This window comes from Actinomadura hibisca NBRC 15177, assembly GCF_001552635.1.
Taxonomy (GTDB): Bacteria; Actinomycetota; Actinomycetes; order Streptosporangiales; family Streptosporangiaceae; genus Spirillospora; species Spirillospora hibisca.
Genome location: NZ_BCRO01000044.1, coordinates 39944 through 58386, shown reverse-complemented (window position 1 = coordinate 58386; position 18443 = coordinate 39944). Strand labels below are relative to the sequence as shown.

At 74.6% G+C, this 18443-nt stretch carries 20 protein-coding genes; 14 read left to right on the top strand and 6 right to left on the bottom strand.

Features of this window, described 5'->3' with window-relative positions:
- The first annotated feature begins 14 nt into the window (after positions 1–14).
- The 4 genes from AH6_RS46010 (at position 15) to AH6_RS21845 (ending at position 4350) form a co-directional block, all read left to right on the top strand.
- Positions 15–665 carry an anti-sigma factor family protein gene (locus tag AH6_RS46010; protein ID WP_067482760.1) on the top strand — a complete coding sequence of 217 codons (651 nt, stop codon included), beginning with the start codon at positions 15–17 and terminating at the stop codon, positions 663–665.
- Entirely contained in the window at positions 662–1795 is a 1134-nt protein-coding gene (locus AH6_RS21855) for a sigma-E factor regulatory protein RseB domain-containing protein (protein WP_067482758.1), read from the top strand. The genes AH6_RS46010 and AH6_RS21855 overlap by 4 nt, the downstream gene beginning before the upstream one ends.
- A gap of 82 nt (positions 1796–1877) precedes the next feature.
- Entirely contained in the window at positions 1878–3896 is a 2019-nt protein-coding gene (locus AH6_RS21850; protein ID WP_067482756.1) for a trypsin-like peptidase domain-containing protein, read from the top strand.
- Between the two features lie 103 nt (positions 3897–3999).
- The gene (locus AH6_RS21845; RefSeq protein WP_067482859.1) at positions 4000–4350 is read left to right on the top strand and encodes a sec-independent translocase; all 351 of its coding nucleotides are present in this window, start codon (positions 4000–4002) and stop codon (positions 4348–4350) included.
- 78 nt (positions 4351–4428) lie between these two features.
- Here AH6_RS21845 and AH6_RS21840 read toward each other — a convergent pair whose 3' ends face one another.
- Positions 4429–5568, bottom strand: a complete 1140-nt coding sequence (locus AH6_RS21840) for an Mrp/NBP35 family ATP-binding protein (RefSeq protein WP_067482754.1) — start codon at positions 5566–5568, stop codon at positions 4429–4431.
- 125 nt (positions 5569–5693) lie between these two features.
- Between AH6_RS21840 and AH6_RS21835 the strand changes: the two genes are divergently transcribed.
- Positions 5694–6206 carry a MarR family winged helix-turn-helix transcriptional regulator gene (locus AH6_RS21835; RefSeq protein ID WP_245679411.1) on the top strand — a complete coding sequence of 171 codons (513 nt, stop codon included), beginning with the start codon at positions 5694–5696 and terminating at the stop codon, positions 6204–6206.
- Between the two features lie 11 nt (positions 6207–6217).
- Here AH6_RS21835 and AH6_RS21830 read toward each other — a convergent pair whose 3' ends face one another.
- Both AH6_RS21830 and AH6_RS21825 read right to left on the bottom strand, forming a co-directional pair.
- On the bottom strand, positions 6218–6706 hold the full coding sequence (locus AH6_RS21830; protein ID WP_067482752.1) for a DUF1003 domain-containing protein: 489 nt from the start codon (positions 6704–6706) through the stop codon (positions 6218–6220).
- Positions 6703–8019 (bottom strand): magnesium transporter MgtE N-terminal domain-containing protein, encoded by a 1317-nt coding sequence (locus tag AH6_RS21825; RefSeq protein WP_083983316.1) that lies wholly within the window; start codon positions 8017–8019, stop codon positions 6703–6705. The genes AH6_RS21830 and AH6_RS21825 overlap by 4 nt, the downstream gene beginning before the upstream one ends.
- Before the next feature lie 119 nt (positions 8020–8138).
- On the opposite strand from AH6_RS21825, the gene AH6_RS21820 reads away from it, so the two are divergent.
- A complete protein-coding gene (locus AH6_RS21820; RefSeq protein ID WP_067482747.1) occupies positions 8139–9029 on the top strand; it encodes an RNA polymerase sigma-70 factor in 891 nt (296 codons plus the stop codon).
- Position 9030: 1 nt separating this feature from the next.
- Here AH6_RS21820 and AH6_RS21815 read toward each other — a convergent pair whose 3' ends face one another.
- Complete coding sequence (locus tag AH6_RS21815) at positions 9031–9534, bottom strand: hypothetical protein (RefSeq protein ID WP_067482746.1); 504 nt, start codon at positions 9532–9534, stop codon at positions 9031–9033.
- 112 nt (positions 9535–9646) lie between these two features.
- Here AH6_RS21815 and AH6_RS21810 point away from each other — a divergent pair, with 112 nt between their 5' ends.
- Positions 9647–10588: an HpcH/HpaI aldolase/citrate lyase family protein gene (locus tag AH6_RS21810; RefSeq protein ID WP_067482857.1), complete on the top strand. Its 942-nt coding sequence runs from the start codon at positions 9647–9649 to the stop codon at positions 10586–10588.
- 89 nt (positions 10589–10677) lie between these two features.
- On the top strand, positions 10678–12135 hold the full coding sequence (locus AH6_RS21805) for a CPBP family intramembrane glutamic endopeptidase (protein ID WP_157431620.1): 1458 nt from the start codon (positions 10678–10680) through the stop codon (positions 12133–12135).
- Positions 12136–12173: 38 nt separating this feature from the next.
- Here the strand turns inward: AH6_RS21805 and AH6_RS21800 are convergent, their stop codons facing one another.
- A complete protein-coding gene (locus tag AH6_RS21800) occupies positions 12174–12566 on the bottom strand; it encodes an NUDIX hydrolase (protein WP_067482742.1) in 393 nt (130 codons plus the stop codon).
- An 82-nt stretch (positions 12567–12648) separates the two neighbouring features.
- Here AH6_RS21800 and AH6_RS21795 point away from each other — a divergent pair, with 82 nt between their 5' ends.
- The 6 genes from AH6_RS21795 (at position 12649) to AH6_RS21770 (ending at position 17574) form a co-directional block, all read left to right on the top strand.
- Complete coding sequence (locus AH6_RS21795; RefSeq protein WP_067482740.1) at positions 12649–13296, top strand: DUF6758 family protein; 648 nt, start codon at positions 12649–12651, stop codon at positions 13294–13296.
- A 58-nt stretch (positions 13297–13354) separates the two neighbouring features.
- Positions 13355–14197 carry a PHP domain-containing protein gene (locus tag AH6_RS21790; protein ID WP_067482738.1) on the top strand — a complete coding sequence of 281 codons (843 nt, stop codon included), beginning with the start codon at positions 13355–13357 and terminating at the stop codon, positions 14195–14197.
- 48 nt (positions 14198–14245) lie between these two features.
- Positions 14246–14953, top strand: a complete 708-nt coding sequence (locus tag AH6_RS21785) for an MBL fold metallo-hydrolase (protein WP_067482736.1) — start codon at positions 14246–14248, stop codon at positions 14951–14953.
- Positions 14954–14965: 12 nt separating this feature from the next.
- Positions 14966–15844: a RecB family exonuclease gene (locus AH6_RS21780; protein WP_067482734.1), complete on the top strand. Its 879-nt coding sequence runs from the start codon at positions 14966–14968 to the stop codon at positions 15842–15844.
- Between the two features lie 63 nt (positions 15845–15907).
- The gene (locus tag AH6_RS21775) at positions 15908–16798 is read left to right on the top strand and encodes an ATP-binding cassette domain-containing protein (protein ID WP_067482856.1); all 891 of its coding nucleotides are present in this window, start codon (positions 15908–15910) and stop codon (positions 16796–16798) included.
- Positions 16795–17574 carry an ABC transporter permease gene (locus AH6_RS21770; RefSeq protein ID WP_067482732.1) on the top strand — a complete coding sequence of 260 codons (780 nt, stop codon included), beginning with the start codon at positions 16795–16797 and terminating at the stop codon, positions 17572–17574. Before AH6_RS21775 ends, AH6_RS21770 begins: the two co-directional genes overlap by 4 nt.
- Before the next feature lie 35 nt (positions 17575–17609).
- On the opposite strand, the gene AH6_RS21765 is transcribed toward AH6_RS21770, so the two are convergent.
- The gene (locus AH6_RS21765) at positions 17610–18404 is read right to left on the bottom strand and encodes an aminotransferase class IV family protein (RefSeq protein WP_067482729.1); all 795 of its coding nucleotides are present in this window, start codon (positions 18402–18404) and stop codon (positions 17610–17612) included.
- Between the last annotated feature and the right edge of the window lie 39 nt (positions 18405–18443).

The window sequence follows — 18443 nt, the reverse complement described above, 5'->3', positions numbered from 1 at the left end:
GACGAGGGAGCCGCGTGAGTTGTCTGGGGGAGCGCCTGACCGCTCTGGTCGATGGCGAGCTGGGTCATGAGGAGCGCGACCGCGCCCTGGCCCATCTGGCGCGCTGCGACCGGTGCCGGGCGGAGGCCGACGGGCTGCGCCAGCTCAAGAGCAGGCTGCGCGGCCTGTCCGGCGCACCGGCGTCCGACGGCGCCGACGATCTTCCCTCTGGCGACTTCCTGGCGAAGTTGCGCGCCATGGGCGAGCCCGGCCCGCACGCCGCCGACCCGGCCCGCGACCCGGCCGACCCCGCGAGCCTCGACCCGGCGGCCTTCGACCCCGCGAGCCTCGCCCCGATCCTGAACCACCCCACCCGCCCCGTGGGCCGCGTCCCGTCCGCCCGATCCCGTGACCACCGGCCCCGCGACAACCGGCCCGGCGGGCGCCCCGCGGCCGCCGCCGCCCTGCACCGCTCGACCCGCCGCCGCGCCCTGGCCGTGGGCGCCGCCACCCTGGCGCTGGGCCTCGGCACCGCCTCCTACGCCGTCGGCGGCCGTCCCGACGAGCCCGCCGTCACCCCGGCCTTCGACCGGTTCGCCGTCGAGCACGCCCTGATCTCCGGGGACGCGCCGATGCCCGACCCGCTCACCGAACCGACCACCGTCCCCCTCACCGCGGAGCCGTGACCAGGCCCGCACCGCTGCGGCCCCCGCCCCGCGCCCGCCGGACCACCCTGCTGGCGGGCGGCGTCGCCGGGGCGCTCGCCGCGGCCTGCGCGCTCGCCGGGGACGCGGGCGCGGCCCGCGCCACCGGCGACCCCGAGGCCGTCCGGCTGCTGCGCGCCGCCGCCGACGCGGCCCGCCGGGTCTCCTACGAGGGCGTGCGCTACCTCACCACCTGGGGAACGGCGGGCACCCGCACCGCCCAGGTGCGCGTCAGCCACACCGCCGGGGCGGGCACCGCCTTCACCGCCGTCCGGCCGCCGAGCGCGGGCGGCTACCAGCCCGACAGCGCCGCCGCCCGCGACGCCGGGCTGAACGCCGCCACCATCGCGCTGCTGGCCCGCAACTACCGGCTGGTCCGGGTCGCGGGCGGCACGGTCTGCGGCCGCGCCGCCCAGGTGATCGAGGCCCGCCGCGCCGACGGCTCGGCCGCGGGCCGCTTCTGGATCGACGCCGCCACCGGCCTGCTGCTGCACCGCGAGCTGATCGACGCCACCGGCCGCCAGGTCGCGGTGTCGGGATTCACGCAGGTCCGCATGCCGGCCCCGCGCCCCGGCTTCTCGGTCACCGTGCGCGGCGGCCCGCCCGAACGCGGCTTCGCCGCCGGGGAGCCCGAGCCCGTCCGGGCCGACGTCCCGGCGAGCACCGCCACCACCCGTCCCTGGCCCGACCTGCTGGACGCCCGCGAGCTCGACGCCCTGCGCCGCGCCGGCTGGTCGCTGCCCGACACCCTGCTCGGCTCGCTGAGCCTGCGCGAGGCGCGCCGGGCCGCCGGCGACGGCACGGTCCACCTCAGCTACACCGACGGGCTGGCGACGGTGTCGGTCTTCGTCCAGCGGGGCGCGCTGGACCGCCGCCGCCTGCGCGGCTGGACCCGCTCCACCTCCGGCGGCCGGACCGTCTACCGGCGCGACGATCTGCGCCGCTGGGCGGTCGCCGAGCGCGGCGGCTACGTCTACACCGTGCTCACCGAGGCCCCGCAGAGCACCGCCGTCGCGGCCGCCAAGGCGCTGCCGCCCGACCGCTCGGCGGTGCGCGGCCGGATCGGCCGCGGGCTGCGCCGCCTGGGCGGCTGGGTGAACCCCTTCGACTGAGGAGCCCTTACGCTCATCACATGCCCAGCTGGGCACCATGGGCGTGAAGATCTGAGAACCATGCTCGGTAGGAGAGATGGGGATGACCGAACACAACCGCGAGCCTGAGCGGCAGGACGCCGGGGCGGAGGGCGCGCGGCCGCCCCGTCCGACGACGGTCGACCAGGAGCTGGTCGTCCCTGCCGAAACCGGATCGGCCGGGGGCGCACCCGAGAACGCGGGACTCCCCGAGGACACACCACAGGAGGACACCCTCCCACCGGAGGCTTCCGCCGCCGACCGGAACCGTCCCGCAGCGGCCCAGGAGGGAACTCCGTCCGGGTACGGGGCAGGCCAGCCCGGGTACGAGGCGGGCCAGGCTGCCTACGAGGAGACGCCGGGCGCGCGCGAGGCGGGCTCGGCCGCGCACGAGGCGACTCCCGCGCACGAGGCGACCCCCGCGTATGAGGCGGGCCAGTCCGGGCACGAGGCGACCCCCGCCTATGAAGCGGGCCAGGCCGCCTACGAGGGGGCCCCGGCCGCATATGAGGCGGCTCCGGCCGCGCACAAGGCGGGCCCGGCTTCGCACGAGGCGGCTCCGGCCGAGGTGCCGGGGGACCGGCTGGTGGCCGGGTTCGCGCCGCCGGACCGGCGCGACGACCGGCAGGGCGAGTGGCAGGGCGAACGTCAGGGTGACTGGCAGGGCGAACGCCAGGGAGCGGCGGCCGGGCCGGTCGCGCTCGACAAGCCCGGCGTCCCGCCCGCCGACGGCGACTACGGCGACCAGCGGCCGCCGCGTCCCGGCTTCGTCCCCCACAACCACGACCCGCGCGCCCAGAACGGCCCCTACGGCGGCTGGCCCGGCCACGGCGGGCAGCAGCCCCCGCGGCCCGGCGGCCCGATGGGTCCGCCCCCGCCCGGGGGTCCGGGACGCCCGATGGGCATGCCGCCCACGGTCCCCGGCTACGGGCAGCCGCCGAACTGGTCCCCGGTGCCCCCGCCGCCGTCCGGCGGTCGCAGCGGCCCCGGGCTCGGCCTGTTCGCGGTGATGGCGCTGATCGTCGCGCTGGTCGCGGGCGGTGTCGGCGCGGGGATCGCGGTCGTCGCCTCCGGCGGCGGCGACGGCGGCTCGGTCGGCTTCTCCCCGGCCGGCGGCGGCGCGGCCGTGCAGAGCCGCCCGCCGGAGTCGGTCGCCGGGGTGGCGCAGAAGGTGCTGCCCAGCGTGGTCACCGTGCAGGTCAGCGGGGGCAGCGCCGAGGCCAGCGGCACCGGCTTCATCGTCGAGGGCGGCTACGTGATCACCAACAACCACGTGGTGTCCACCGCCGCGCAGGGCGGCCAGGTCGAGGTCGTCTTCAACGACAAGAAGCGGCTGCCCGCCACGATCAAGGGCCGCGACCCCAGCTCGGACGTGGCGGTGCTGAAGCCCGAGGGCCGGCACTCGCTGCCCCAGCTGGAGTTCGGCGACTCCGACAAGCTCGCGGTCGGCGACCCGGTGATCGCGATCGGCTCGCCGCTCGGCCTGCAGGGCTCGGTCACCACCGGCATCATCAGCTCGCTGAACCGCCCGGTGCCCACCAAGGGCGAGGGCGGCGGCGACGCCTCGGTGCTCAACGCCATCCAGACCGACGCGGCGATCAACCCCGGCAACTCCGGCGGGCCGCTGGTGGACGCCAAGGGCCGGGTCGTCGGCATCAACACCGCCATCGCCACCCTGGGCGGCCAGTCGATGGGCGGCGAGACGCAGGGCGGCAGCATCGGCCTGGGCTTCGCGATCCCGATCAACCAGGGCAAGCGGGTCGCCAAGGAGATCATCAACACCGGCAGCGCCAAGCGGGCCCAGCTCGGCATCGGCATCGACACCCGCTACACCGGGCCGGGCGTGCGCATCACCGAGCAGGCCAACGGCGGCGTGCAGCCGATCGTCAAGGGCGGCCCGGCCGACAAGGCGGGCCTGAAGCCCGGCGACGTGATCACCAAGCTGGCCGACCAGCCGATCGAGGACTCGGCCGACCTGCTGGCGCAGATCCGCAGCCGCGCCCCGGGCCAGACCGTCAAGATCACCTACGTGCGGGGCGGCAAGGAGACCACGGTCGACGTCACCCTGGCCGCGGCCAGCTAAATCACGCCGGAAGCCGTTCAGGTCGGGTTCATCCCGGCTGGGGATACGCTGGGGGGACCGGGCCTGAGCGGGGCCGGTCCCCTTGGCGCTTGTGGAGGACGGGTTGTTCGACGTCGGAATCGGCGAGATGGCGGTTCTCGTCGTGCTGGCCCTGGTGGTGTTCGGCGAGAAGCTGCCCCAGGCCGCGCAGCAGGCCGGCCGCACGTTGCGGCAGTTGCGGCAGATGGCCAACAGTGCCAAGGCCGAGCTCCAGGAGGGGCTGGGGCCGGAGTTCAAGGACTTCGACGTCGCCGACCTCAACCCCAAGACCTTCGTCCGCAAGCACCTGCTGGAGGACGACGAGGACGACCGCCCCTACGCCAACGGCCGGATCTTCGACGACGAGCCGTCCTACGCCACGCCCGGCGGCCTGGACTACGGCGAGCGCCCGCCGTTCGACAACGAGGCCACCTGAGCCCCCGCCCCGCCTATGCGAAAGCCCCGCTCCGGATCATTCCGGGCGGGGCTTTTCGCGTCGGTCGGCGCGTGCCGGTCAGAACTTGTTCCGGGGGCTGATCCCCAGCGACATGCCCGCCAGCCCGCGCGAGCGGCCGCCCAGCTTGTCGGCGATGGCGCGCAGCTCCTTGCCCGCCTCGGAGTCGGGGTCGGCCAGCACCAGCGGCTCGCCGTTGTCGCCGCCCTCGCGCAGCCGCGCGTCGATCGGCACCTGGCCCAGCACCGGCACCTGGGTGCCCAGCGTCTGGGTGAGGGCCTGGGCGACGGTCTGGCCGCCGCCGGAGCCGAAGATGTCCTGCCGCTCGCCGCAGTGCGCGCAGGTCAGGTAGGACATGTTCTCGATCACGCCGACGACCTGCTGGTGGGTCTGCGCGGCGATGGCCCCGGCGCGCTCGGCCACCTCGGCGGCGGCCTGCTGCGGGGTGGTGACCACCAGGATCTCGGCCGACGGCAGCAGCTGCGCCACCGAGATCGCGATGTCGCCGGTGCCCGGGGGCAGGTCCATCAGCAGGATGTCGAGGTCGCCCCAGTACACGTCGGCCAGGAACTGCTGGAGCGCGCGGTGCAACATCGGCCCGCGCCACACCACCGGCTGGTTCCCGGCGGTGAACATGCCGACCGAGATCACCTTCACGTCGTGCGCGACCGGCGGCATGATCATGTCGTCGACCTTGGTCGGCGCGTGCTGCACGCCCAGCATGCGCGGCACCGAGTGGCCGTAGATGTCGGCGTCGACCACGCCCACCTTGCGGCCCTGCGCGGCCAGCGCGGCGGCCAGGTTGACGGTGACCGAGGACTTGCCGACGCCGCCCTTGCCGCTGGCGACGGCGTAGACCTTGGTCAGCGAGTTGGGCTTGGCGAACGGGATCTCGCGGCCCTCGCCCGGGTTGAGCTTCTGGCGCAGCTCCTTGCGCTGCTCGTCGCTCATCACGTCCAGCTCGACGCTGACCGGGCCCGCGCCCTCCAGCCGGGAGACGGCCTCGGTGACGTTGGTCGTCAGGGTGTCCTTCATCGGACAGCCGGCCACCGTCAGGTACAGCGCGACCTGCACCGACCCGTCCGGCGCGATCTCGACGTTCTTGACCATGCCGAGCTCGGTGATGGGCTTGCGGATCTCAGGATCGTTCACCGTGGCGAGCGCCGCGGTCACCTGCTCGATCGTCAACTGGGAGGCCATGCCTTCATGGTATGTACTCCCGGCGGGTACACGCGCAACCGGGGCCGGGCGTGTGGCGCGCGCGACACCGCGGCCCGCTCCGGGGGAGCATCGCGCCCGGTCACCGCGCGCCGTACGATCGGGGCGTGACAACGTCGTCCCCTGCCATCCAGCCTGACCAGCGGCCGTCCCGGCCCGTCACGACCGCCGAGCTGACGGTCTGGCGCACCCTGCTGCGCGCCCAGGTACGGATCTCGCGCCGCCTCCAGGCCGACCTGCTGGCCGACCACGACCTCGCGCTGGGCTCCTACGACGTCCTGGTGCACCTCGGCGAGGCGCCCGAGGGGCGGCTCCGGATGAACGACCTGGCCGACCGGGTGCTGCTGTCGCGCAGCGGCCTCACCCGCCTGGTGGACCGGCTCCAGCGCGAGGGCCTGGTGGTGCGCGAGTCGTGCTCCAGCGACGCGCGCGGGCTGTACGCGGTGCTCACCCCGGCCGGGCGGTCCCGGCTGGTCGCGGCGACGCCGACCTACCAGCGCGGGGTGCGCGAGTACGTGCTGAGCCGCCTGGACGAGCAGGACCTGCGCCAGTTCGGCGCGATCCTCGACAAGCTGGCCGCCGACCCGGTCGCGCCGACCCGCGAGCCCGCCGCCCTGTAGCGGGGGCCGGGTCAGGGCAGGCCCGCGTGCCGGTCCTTGCCGTCCAGCTCCCTGATCACCTGCTGGAGCTCCGAGCGCAGGAAGTCGCGGGTGGCGACCTCGCTGAGCGCCAGCCGCAGCCCGGCGATCTCGCGGGTGAGGTACTCGGTGTCGGCGATGTTGCGGTCGCTGCGGGCCCGGTCCTGCTCGTACTGGACGCGGTCGCGGTCGTCCTGCCGGTTCTGCGCGAGCAGGATCAGCGGCGCGGCGTAGGACGCCTGGAGCGAGAGCATCAGCGTCAGGAAGATGAACGGGTAGGGGTCGAACCGCATCGACGCGGGCGCGGCCAGGTTCCATCCGATCCACACCAGCACGAACACCGTCATGTAGACCAGGAACCGCGCGGTGCCCAGGAAGCGGGCGATGCGCTCCGACAACCGCCCGAACGACTCGGGGTCGTAGTGCGGGCGCGGCAGCACCGTCCGGCGGGCCTCGATGGGCTGGTCCAGGCGCGGGGTCATCGGCTCTCCTCGGCTTGGCGCAGCGCTTCTTCCTCGGGGTCGGGACCGTGCTCGGCGGTCGCGTCCATGACCGTCTCGCGCCAGTCCTCGGGCAGCAGGTGGTCCAGCACGTCGTCGATGGTGACCGCGCCGAGCAGGTGCCCGTTGTCGTCCACGACCGCGCCCGCGACCAGGTTGTAGGTCGCCAGGAACGTGGCGACCGCCTCCAGCGTCATGGTGGGCCGCAGCGGCTCCAGCTCGGTGTCCACGATGCCGCTGACCAGGGCGGGCGGCGGCTCGCGCAACAACCGCTGGAAGTGCACGGTGCCCAGGTAGCGGCCGGTGGGGGTCTCGGTCGGCGGGCGGCACACGTACACCTGCGCGGCCAGCGCCGGGTTCAGGTCGGGGTTGCGGATGTGCGCGAGCGCCTCGGCGACGGTGGCGTCGGGCGGCACCACCACCGGGTCGGTGGTCATCAGGCCGCCGGCGATGTCGTCGGCGTAGGTGAGCAGGCGGCGCACCGGCGCGGCCTCGCGCGGCTCCATCAGCGTCAGCAGGCGCTCGCGCTGCTCGGCGGGCAGCTCGCCCAGCAGGTCGGCGGCGTCGTCGGGGTCCATCGTCTCCAGGACGTCGGCGGCCCGGTCGGCCTCCAGTTTGCCGAGGATCTCGATCTGGTCGTCCTCGGGCAGCTCCTCCAGCACGTCGGCGAGGCGCTCGTCGTCCAGCGCGACCGCGACCTCGGTGCGGCGCTTCTCCGACAGCTCGTGCACGATCCCGGCGAGGTCGGCGGGCTTCATCTTCTCGAACGCCGCGATCATCCCGGCGGCGCCCTGGCCGTGCTCGACGGCGGAGAAGCCCTCGACGGCGTCCCAGTCCACCACCATCGTCTCGCCGCGGCTACGGCGCAGCCCCCGCCCGCGCGCGCCGTGCCGGCGCACCGCGACCTTGGAGACGAGCCAGTCGCGGGTGCGGGTGGGCTCCATCGCGACGTCGGCGACCGTCACCGGGTCGCCGGTCTCGCACAGGCGCACGGTGCGGTCCAGCAGCTCGGAGATCACCAGGGTCTCCGACGCGCGCTGCTGGAAGCGGCGCACGTTGAGCCGCCCGTCGAAGATGACGGCGTCGGCCTCGATCACGGTGACCCGGGTGATGGGCAGGAACACCGCGCGGCGCGGCGCGACCTCCACCACCAGGCCGAGCACGCGGGGCGGGCGGGCGCCCAGCCGCAGGGCGACGACGACGTCGCGCACCCGGCCCACCTGGTCACCGGCGGGGTCGAAGACGGCGATCCCCGCCAGGCGGGCGGTGAACACCCGGTTCGGAGTTCCGGTCATGGACGGGACACTACCCATGATCTTTGTGGTCATCCGGAACCGGACGCATGTCACATCCGGTCCCGTCGCGCCGTCGTGACGGGTGGTGGTCCGGTGCGGCCGAGGGAAGGACGACGACCATGGACGACGAGGTCTTCCAGGAACACCGCGGGCTGCTGTTCGCGGTGGCCTACCGGATGCTCGGCACCGCCGCCGACGCCGAGGATGTGGTGCAGGACGCGTGGTTGCGCTGGTCGGCCGCCGACCGGGCGGCGGTCCGCGACCCCAAGGGCTACCTGGTGCGCGTCGCCGGCAACCTCGCCCTGGACCGGCTGCGCTCGGCCCGCGCGCAGCGCGAGACCTACGTCGGCCCGTGGTTGCCCGAGCCCATGCTGACCTCGCCGGACGTCGCCGAGGACGCCGAGCTGGCCGAGTCGGTGTCCACGGCGATGCTGGTGGTGCTGGAGACGCTGAGCCCGCTGGAGCGCGCGGTTTTCGTGCTGAAGGAGGTCTTCGGCTACCCCTACGCCGAGATCGCGCGGTCGCTGGAGCGCTCGGAGGCGTCGGTGCGCCAGCTCGGCACCCGCGCCCGCAAGCACGTGGAGGCGCGGCGGCCCCGCTACGAGACGGGGCGGGCCGAGCGGCGCGCGGCGACGGAACGTTTCCTGGACGCCACGCTCGGCGGCGACATCAACGAGCTGATGGAGGTCCTGGCCCCGGACGTGACGTTGTGGACCGACGGCGGCGGCAAGGTCCGCGCGGCGCTGCGCACCATCCACGGCGCGGACAAGGTGGGCCGCTGGATGGCGGCGGTCGTCGGCGTCCCCTACGCGGGGGTGCGGCCGGAGGACATGCGGCTGCGGCGGGTCGAGCTGAACGGCGCGCCCGCCATCGTGATCGACGGCCCGGCCGGGCCGATCACGACCCTGGCCGTGGAGGTCGGCGACGACGGCCGCGTGCACGCCATCCACCTGGTCGCCAACCCTGACAAGCTGCGCGCGCTGGCCGAGGGGCGGCGGCTGACGATGTGAGCTAGCGGTCCACCCGGCGGCGCTTACTGCCGACCAGGCGCGGCGGCGGCCCGGCCGTGGTCGCGGGGGACGGGACGGGCCGCACCGCCGCATAGCCGTCGACGGGCTCGTCCACGGTCTCGACCGGGGTGAGCCGGACGACGTAGGAGTGCTCGGCCCAGCTTTCGAGCCGGCCGTCATGGGTGGCGGCGTTCAGCCGGTCCTTGGCCAGCAGCGGCGCGACCTCGTCCCACAGCGCGCCGCCCGGCTCGACCACCTCCACGTCGGCGGTGAAGTCCAGCAGCCGCCCGCCCTTGTCCTTGCTGCGCAGGACCACCCGGACCCGGTCGGCCTCGGGCAGGCCCGGCAGCGGCTGCTCGCCGTCGCCGCCCGTCAGCACGTAGGCCGCGCCGTCGTGCCACACGTGCCAGGCGGCGCGGGGCTGCGGCAGGCCGGGCAGGTCCAGCCACAGCAGGCTCGACTTCTTGGCCGCCTCTTCCACCAGCGCGGCGTTCAGCTCACCCATGACCGCAGCGTCTCACACGGCGCGCCGGGCGCCGGCGCGCCGATACCCATCAGCGGAAAGTCCTATGGGCCGGGACGCCGGGCGGCGCGGCGCGCTCGGTAGCATCCGCCCCATGCGATCGCGACGTACCACCCTGGCGGTGCCCGGCAGCAACCCCCGCTTCATCGAGAAGGCCCAGGGCCTCCCGGCCGACGAGATCTTCCTGGACCTGGAGGACGCGGTCGCGCCCGCCGCCAAGGAGGACGCGCGCAAGAGCGTCGTCGCCGCCCTGAACGAGGGCGACTGGACGGGCAAGACGCGGGTGGTGCGGATCAACGACCTGGAGACGCACTGGGCCTACCGCGACGTGATCGAGGTCGTGGAGGGCGCGGGCGCGAACCTCGACTGCGTCATGCTGCCCAAGGTGCAGGACCCCTCGCACGTGCAGTGGCTGGACCGGCTGCTCACCCAGATCGAGCGGGCGATGGGCCTGGAGACGGGGCGCATCGGCATCGAGGCGCAGATCGAGGACGCGCGGGGCATGGTGAACATCGACACGATCGCGGCGTCCTCGCCCCGGCTGGAGACCCTGGTGTTCGGGCCGGGCGACTTCATGGCGTCGATCAACATGCGGACGCTGGTGGTGGGGGAGCAGCCGCCCGGCTACACCGAGGGCGACGCCTACCACTACATCCTGATGCGCATCCTGATGGCGGCGCGGGCGCACGGCCTCCAGGCCATCGACGGGCCGTACTTCAACGTCCGGGACGTGGACGCCTTCCGCCGGGTGGCGGGACGCTCGGCGGCGCTGGGCTTCGACGGCAAGTGGGTGCTGCACCCGGCGCAGGTGGAGGCGGGCAACGAGGTGTTCTCGCCCGCGCAGGAGGACTACGACCACGCCGAACTGATCCTGGACGCCTACGAGCACGCCACGACCGTGCAGGGGCGCGGCGCGGCGATGCTGGGCGACGAGATGATCGACGAGGCGTCCCGGAAGATGGCGCTGGTGATCGCCGCCAAGGGCCGGGCCGCCGGGTTGTCGCGCACGAAGGAATTCCGGCCGCCGGAGGACTGACCCCGCCCTGGTCGCCGGGGTCGCCGCGCCGCTGACGCGTACGATTCCTCCCAAGTGCTTCGGAGCAGGTCGGCGACAGGGGGTCTTCGGTGTCGGATCAGTCGGACGCGAACGGCTGGGCGCCGCCCGACCCCGGCCCGGGGCGCTCCGCGTCGCCCGAGCCGCCTCCGCAGGCACAACAGCCTGAGCCGCAGCAGCCACAGGGATGGCAGGAGCCGTACGCGGGGCAGAACCCGCAGCAGCCGCCGCCCTATCCCGTCCCCTACGGCCAGCCGCAGGGAAACGGCCAGCCACCGCAGTACGGCCAGGCCCCGCCCTACGCGCCGCACCCCGCGCCCTACGGGCAGGCCCCCTCTTACGGGCAGTCGCCCCAGGGATACCCGCCCTACGGATATCCGCAGTACGGGCCGCCGCAGGTGAAGCAGCCGTGGATCGTGCCGCCCGAGCCGGGACGGCCGTTCCACCAGATGGCCCGCACGGCGGCGCACCGCTGGTGGCGTCCCCTGGTCGGCACGCTGGCGATCCTGGCCGCCGGGCTGGGCCTGATGATGGTGCTGATGATCGTCGGCACGATCGTCCAGTTCGCGGTGACGGGCGAGGCGGCCGAACCCGCCGACGGCGAGCCGATGTTCGGCAGCGTCAACGCGGAGCTGGCCTTCAACCTCGCCGGGCTGGCGGTGTTCCTGCCGCTGGTGCTGCTGGCGGCGTGGGGCATCCAGCGGCGGCGGCCGGGCACGTTGTCGTCGGTGACGGGCCGCCTGCGGTGGCGCTGGTTGCTGGTGTGCGCCGGGCTGGCGGTGCTGTTCTGCATCGCGGGCTTCGGGGCGTCGTTGCTGGCCAGCATGGTGGTGGACGACCCGGCGGACGAGGCGCAGCACTGGGTGGGCTGGGGCGAGTTCCTGCTCCCGGCCGCGATCATCCTGCTGCTGGTGCCGTTCCAGGCGTCGGCCGAGGAGTACATGTTCCGCGGCTGGATCCTCCAGGGCGTCGGCGCGTGCACGCTGGAGAACAGCCGGGGCCGCTTCGGGCGGGCGATGAGCCGGGCGTTCCGCACGCCGTGGCCGGGGATGGTGGTGGGCGCGGCGCTGTTCACCTCCGGGCACGGCTACACGGGCTGGGGCGTGCTCGACATCTTCGCCTTCGGCGTGATCGCCGCCTGGATCACCGTGCGCAGCGGCGGCCTGGAGGCGGCGATCGCGCTGCACGTGTTCAACAACCTGATGGCGTTCCTGCTCCCAGCGGCGGTCGGGCGGCTGGATCTGGAGCAGGGCGACGTGCCGTGGCAGTACGTGATCGCGGACGTGGTGCCGATGCTGCTCTACGCGGCTGCGGTGTCGTGGCTGGTGCGCCGGAAGAAGATCCAGAACGTGGTGCCGGACCCGGCGGCGGTGGCCGTGGCGTCCGACGGCGCGCCCGCCGACGGCCCGCCCGCCAACACGCCGCCCCCCGACGCGCGGCCCACTGACACCCCACCCGCCGACGACATGCCCACGGACGTCCCGCCCGCCGACAGCCCGCCGCTCAGCCCCGGATCAGCCGGACGCTGAACCCGGACGCTGGAAGACGCGCCCCGCGCAGGGGCGCGTCAGGGCAGCAGGCCCCAGGACGTCAGCGCTTCGACCAGGCCGGGCGCGGTGTCGGCGGCGGCGATCTCGGCCGGGGTGAACCAGCGGGCGTCGGCGGCGTCGTCCCCGGCGCGCAGCGTCCCGCCGGTCACGGTGACGGCGTAGTCGTGGATCTCGTAGACGACCCCGGCCGCGCCCGGCCGGTCCACCGTGCCGACCAGCGGCCCGACCGCGACCCGCAGCCCGGTCTCCTCCGCCATCTCCCGGACCACGGCGGCGGCGTCGTCCTCGCCCGCCTCGACCCGGCCGCCGGGGATCGACCACGTGCCCGCCGCCGGGGCGTGCCCCCGCTTGATCAGCAGCAGTCGCCCCGCGCCGTCCCGTACGATCCCGCCCACACAACGCACCCGCATGACCCTATTTTGTCCGTTCTTTTCGCAGGTCAGACCGTAACGACCTTGACGGCGCGGGGTCCGGCGCGCACGCTTGGTAGTCATGAGGGCGGAGCCCACCTGCCCACGCTGCGCGGGTCCGATCCGGGCCCCGAACGCGTGGTCGAGCGACTGGATCTGTGGCGCGCACGGCGCGGTGCTGCCGCGCGCGCCCGCCAAGCGGCCCAGCGGCGACGGCCTGGCGACAGTCGTGCGCGACACCCGCGTGCCGGTCTGGACGCCGTGGCCGCTGCCCCCGGCCTGGCTGGTCACGGGGTTCGGCGCGGTCGGCGACGAGCGCAGCGGCGGCCGTGCCAGCGCGGTCGCGCTGTCGGGGCCGAACCTGCTGAGCGGCCCGGCCGACATGTTGCTGATCGCCGAGGAGATCGGCGTCGGCCTCGGCGCGTACTACGCCGGGCTGCCCGGCCCCGACCCCGGCAGCGGCTTCGACACCGGCCCGCCGCACACCAAGATCGACCTGAGCGGCCCGTCGGCGACCTGCGCCCGCACGGTGCCGCTGTGGTCGCTGGAGTCGGGGCCCGACCGCGCGGTCTACGCGGGCGAGGCGATGGGCGACTGGTTGTGGGTGGTGTTGTGGCCCGCCGAGGCCGGGGTGCTCATGGCCGACCGCCTGACCCTGCTCGACCTGCGCGAACCCGGCATGGAGGTCGATCTCCCCTACGGCGCGCCCAGCCCGCGCCTGGACGAGTGAGGCGCGCCCGCCCGGCCGCCGGGTAGACCCGGGCCCGAGCCGTGCTAGACCCGTGCCCATGCGCATCGACCTGCACAGCCACAGCACCGCCTCCGACGGCACCCGCCCGCCCGCCGAGGTCGTCTCGCGCGCCCGCCGCGCCGGGCTGGACGTGCTCGCCCTCACCGACCACGACACCACCTCCGGATGGGACGCCGCGACCGCCGCCCTGCCCGAGGGTCTCACCCTCGTCCCCGGCATGGAACTGTCGTGCAAGTACGGCGACGACAGCGTGCACCTGCTGGCCTACCTGTTCGACCCGGCCGACCCCACGCTGGCCGCCGAGCTGGAGCACATCCGCGACGACCGGGTGCACCGGGCCCGCGGCATGGTGGAGCGGCTCCAGGCCCTGGGCGTGGACGTCACCTGGGAACGGGTGCGCGCGCTGGCGCAGGGGGAGGCGGTGGGCCGCCCGCACGTGGCGCGCGCCATGGTCGACGCCGGGGCCGTCGCGAGCGTGGACGAGGCGTTCACCGCCGACTGGATCGCGCCCGGCGGCCGGGCCCACGTGGACAGGTACGCGCTGGACCCGCTCCGCGCCGTCGAGCTGGTCACCGCCGCCGGGGGCGCGACCGTATTGGCCCACCCGAGCGTCCGGCGGCGCGGCTACGTACTGCCTGACGAACTGATCGAGCGGATGGCGGCGGCCGGGCTGACCGGCGTCGAGACCGACCATCCCGGCCACGACGCCGCCGACCGCGCCCGGCTGCGCGAGCTGGCGGCGGCGCTGGGCCTGGTCACGACCGGTTCCAGCGACGACCACGGCGCGCTCACCGGCGACCGCCTCGGCTGCGAGACCACCGACCCCGCCGCCTACGAGGCGCTGGTCGCGGCCGCCCGGCACGCCCCCGTCGCGGGGTGATCGTCGGGAGCCGCCCCGCCGCGCGCGGGGCGCGGTAGGGTGCGGGGCGTGGACGCGCGCATCGAAACCGTGGTGACGTCGGGCAAGGTCACCCTGGACGACACCGAGTACGACGTCGAGAACAACACCTACATCGTCGGCGACGACGACGAGGTCATCGTGATCGACCCGGCCTTCAGCGCCGAGACCATCCTCGCCAAGGTCGGCGAACGCGAGGTCATGGCCGTCATCCTCACCGACGGCAACGACCACCACCTGGCCGACGCGCTGGAGGTCGCCGCCGCGGGCGAGGACGACGAGGAGAACTGGGCCCCGGTCGCCCTGCACCGCGCCGACCGCCTGCTGTGGCGCGACTACTTCGGCCGCCTCGCCAAGGAGGAGGACGACGAGGACGACGCCAAGGCGCTGCGCTCGCTGGAGCCCGACATCTGGCTGGAGGACGGCGGGATCTTCGAGATCGGCGGCGCCCAGCTGGAGATTGTGCACACCCCCGGGCACACCCCCGGCAGCGTGAGCGTGATCAGCGAGCAGCTCGGCGTGTTGTTCTCCGGCGACACCCTGCACCGCGGCCGGCCCGGCGCGATCGGCGAGGCCTACGAGGACCTGCGCAAGCAGCTCAACTCGATCGGCGCGCTGATCACCCCGCTGCCCAAGGACCTGCGGGTGCTGCCGGGCCAGGGCGAGGAGACCACCGTCGGCGAGGAGGACGCCCGCTGGGAGACCTGGGGCGCGCTCGCCCGGGAGTCCGACGACTAGCCGTCGCCCGCCATGGAGCAGCTCGGTTTCGAGGGCATGCCGCGACGGCTGTACTCCTGCACGCCGTCGCGGCTGAACACCTGGCTGGACTGCCCCCGCCGGTACCGGATGACCTACCTGGACCGGCCCATGCCCGCCAAGGGCCTGCCGTGGGCGCACAACAGCCTGGGCGCCAGCGTGCACAACGCGCTGGCGGCGTGGTGGAAGCTGCCCGAGCACGAGCGCACCCCGGAGGCCGCCGGGGCGTTGCTGGAGCGCGGCTGGCTGACCGACGGCTTCCGCGACCAGGCGCAGTCCGCCGGGCAGCGGGCGCGGGCCCGGGAGATGGTGGAGCGCTACGCCGCCGGGCTCGACCCGTCCGACGAGCCGGTCGGCGTGGAGCGCACCGTCGCCACCCGCACCGACCGCATCGCGGTGTCGGGCCGCATCGACCGGCTCGACGAGCGCGGCGCGGAGCTGGTCGTGGTCGACTACAAGACCGGGCGGCGCGCGCAGACCGCCGACGACGCGCGCGGCTCGCTGGCCCTGGCGCTCTACGCGATCGCCTCGTCGCGGGTGCTGCGCAAGCCCTGCCACAAGGTGGAGCTGCACCACCTGCCGTCCGGTGAGGTCGCGGTGTGGGAGCACACCGACGAGTCGCTGGGACGGCATCTCCAGCGCGCCGAGCAGATCGCGGCCGAGGCGCAGGACGCCGACGAGGCGTACCGGACGCGCCTCAAGCCCACCGCCAAGCCCCGCCCCGGTGAGGCCCCGGACCACGCGCCGTTCGACGCGGTGTTCCCGCCCAGCACCGGCAGCCTGTGCGGATGGTGCGACTTCCAGCGGCACTGCCCCGAGGGCCAGGCCGCCGCCGCGCGCAAGGAGCCGTGGGCGGCGCTGCCCGCCGAGTGACGGCGGGCTGAGCTCGTCCCTTTGCAGGATGCCGGGCGCGTCCCGCGATGACACGATGTGGTCATGATCCTCGTGGAGGAGCTGACCAAGCACTTCGGACCGGTGCGCGCCGTGGACGGCCTGTCGTTCGCGGCCCGTCCCGGCGAGGTCACCGGCTTCCTCGGCCCGAACGGCGCGGGCAAGACCACGACCCTGCGGATGTTGCTGGGCCTGGTGGCCCCGACGTCGGGCCGCGCCCTGATCGACGGCGAGCGGTACGCCGACCTCGACCGGCCGGTCGCCCGGGTGGGCGCGGCGCTGGAGGCGACCGGCTTCCACCCCGGCCGCACCGCCCGCGACCACCTGCGGGTGGTGTGCCGCGCGTCCGGGATCGCCGAGGACGGCGTGGACGAGGTGCTGGGCCTGACCGGCCTGGCCGACGCCGCCGGACGCCGGGTGGGCGGCTTCTCGCTCGGGATGCGGCAGCGCCTCGCCCTCGCGACCGCCGTGCTGGCCCGCCCGCCGGTCCTGATCCTGGACGAGCCCGCCAACGGCCTGGACCCGGCGGGCATCCACTGGTTGCGCGGCTTCCTGCGGCACCTGGCCGACGGCGGCTGCACGGTGCTGGTGTCGAGCCACGTGCTGGCCGAGGTGGAGCAGACCGCCGACCACGTCGTGATCGTGGCGCGCGGCAAGGTGGTCCGGGACGCCCCGCTGGCCGAGCTGGTCGGGGAGGCGGACGGGCTGCGCGTGCGCACCGAGCACCCCGCCGAGCTGGCGGCCGAGTTGGACCGCGCGGGCGGCGCCGTCCACCGCGACGGCGACCTCCTCCGGGTGAGCGGCGTGGACGCCGCCGGGGTGGGCCGCGCCGCGCTGGCCGCCGGAGCGGTGCTGACCGAGCTGGGCGCGGAGCGCTCCGGCCTGGAGAAGACCTTCCTGGAGCTGACCATGGCCGAGCTGGGCGGTGACCCGTGATCGCGCTGGTCCGGGCGGAGCTGCTGAAGATCCGCTCCACCCGGATGTGGCTGGGCATGCTGGCCCTCAGCCTGGGCTTCACGCTGCTCGGCCTGGGCTTCTACATCGCGCTGGCGGGCGTGGAGATGAACGGCGAGGCGGCGCTGCCCCCGGTCACCGACCCCGCCACCGTGCGCGGCTTCTACGCCGCCGCGAGCGCGGGCACGTTGTTCATGATGATCCTCGGCATCATCGGGATCACCGGCGAGTACCGCTACCAGACCATCACGCAGGCGTTCCTGGTCACCCCGCGCCGGTACCGGCTGCTGGCCGCCAAGCTGGTCGCCTACTTCCTGTTCGGGCTGGCCTTCGGCGTGGCGAACGTGCTGGTCACGGTGGCGGTGGCGCTGCCCGCCCTGGCGGTCAAGGGCGGCTCGACCTCGCTGCTGGACAACGACGTGCCGACGATCCTGGGCGGCACCGTCCTGGCGATGGGCCTGTACGCGCTGGTGGGCCTCGGCCTCGGCGCGCTGGTCCGCAACCAGGTCGCGGCGATCATCGTGGCGGTCGGGTGGGCGCAGCTCGTGGAGGCGATCCTGACGGTGGCGCTGCCGTCGGTGGGGCAGTGGCTTCCGGCGGGGGCCGTCCGCGCCATCACCAGGGCGAACATCGGGTTCGGCGGGGGCGGGGAGCTGGACACCCTGCCCGCCTGGGGCGGGGCGGCGCTGCTGCTGGCGTACGGGCTGGCGTTCGCGGCCATCGCGACCTTCACCACGGTGCGCCGCGACATCACCTGAGAGAGTCGGGCATCGTCAGGCATCGTCAGGCATCGTCAGGGCGCGACGAGCGGTTCGGCCTGGTAGGCGCGGTGCAGCAGCGCGACGAAGGACGGCGCGTCGGGCAGGGGCACCGCGCCGATCCGCCGCACCGCGATCCCCGGCGTCCAGGAGTTCATGACGACCGCCCCGGCGAAGTCCGGCAGGTCGGCGGCCGTGATCTCCTGAACGCGCTGGGGCACGCCGAGCCGGTCGAGCTGCCGCCGCACGATGCCCATCGTCGTGCCGCCCAGCACCTCCGCCTCGGGCCACACCACCGCCCTGCCGTCCCAGAAGGCGAGGTTCCAGATCGTGGCCTCGCTGAGCCTGCCGTGCCGGTCGAGGAAAGCGGCGTCGTCGAAGCCCTGCGCGGCGGCCTGGCGCAGGAAGAACGTCTTGGCCACCTCGCCGACGTGCTTGAGATGCGGAAGAACGCGCTCGTGCTCGACGGTCGCCAGCGCCAGCGGGCCCGCAGGACCCGACGCGGCCGGTCCGGTGCGGACGAGCATCCGCAACTCTCCCTCGGCGGCGGTGAACTCCCCGGCGGCCGAGTACACCGTGGCCGTCAGCGAGAGGTCGGCCGGGCCGGTCTCCAGCGCCGTCCGCAGGTCGGACAACACCTGCTCGTCGGGCAGCGCCCGGCCGAACAGCTCCAGCGAGGCGCGCCGCAGCCGCTCCAGGTGCAGGTCGAGGCCCCGCACCCCGCCGCCGCGCACCTGCATGGCGGTGAAGTGGGCGTAGCCCGCGAAGGCGAGCGGGGCCAGCTCGTCGGCGGTCGCCGGACGGCCGTCGCGAAGGGCGGAAGGACTCATCGGATGCTCCTCAAGGTCGTGATCCTGTGCCGACGAGCC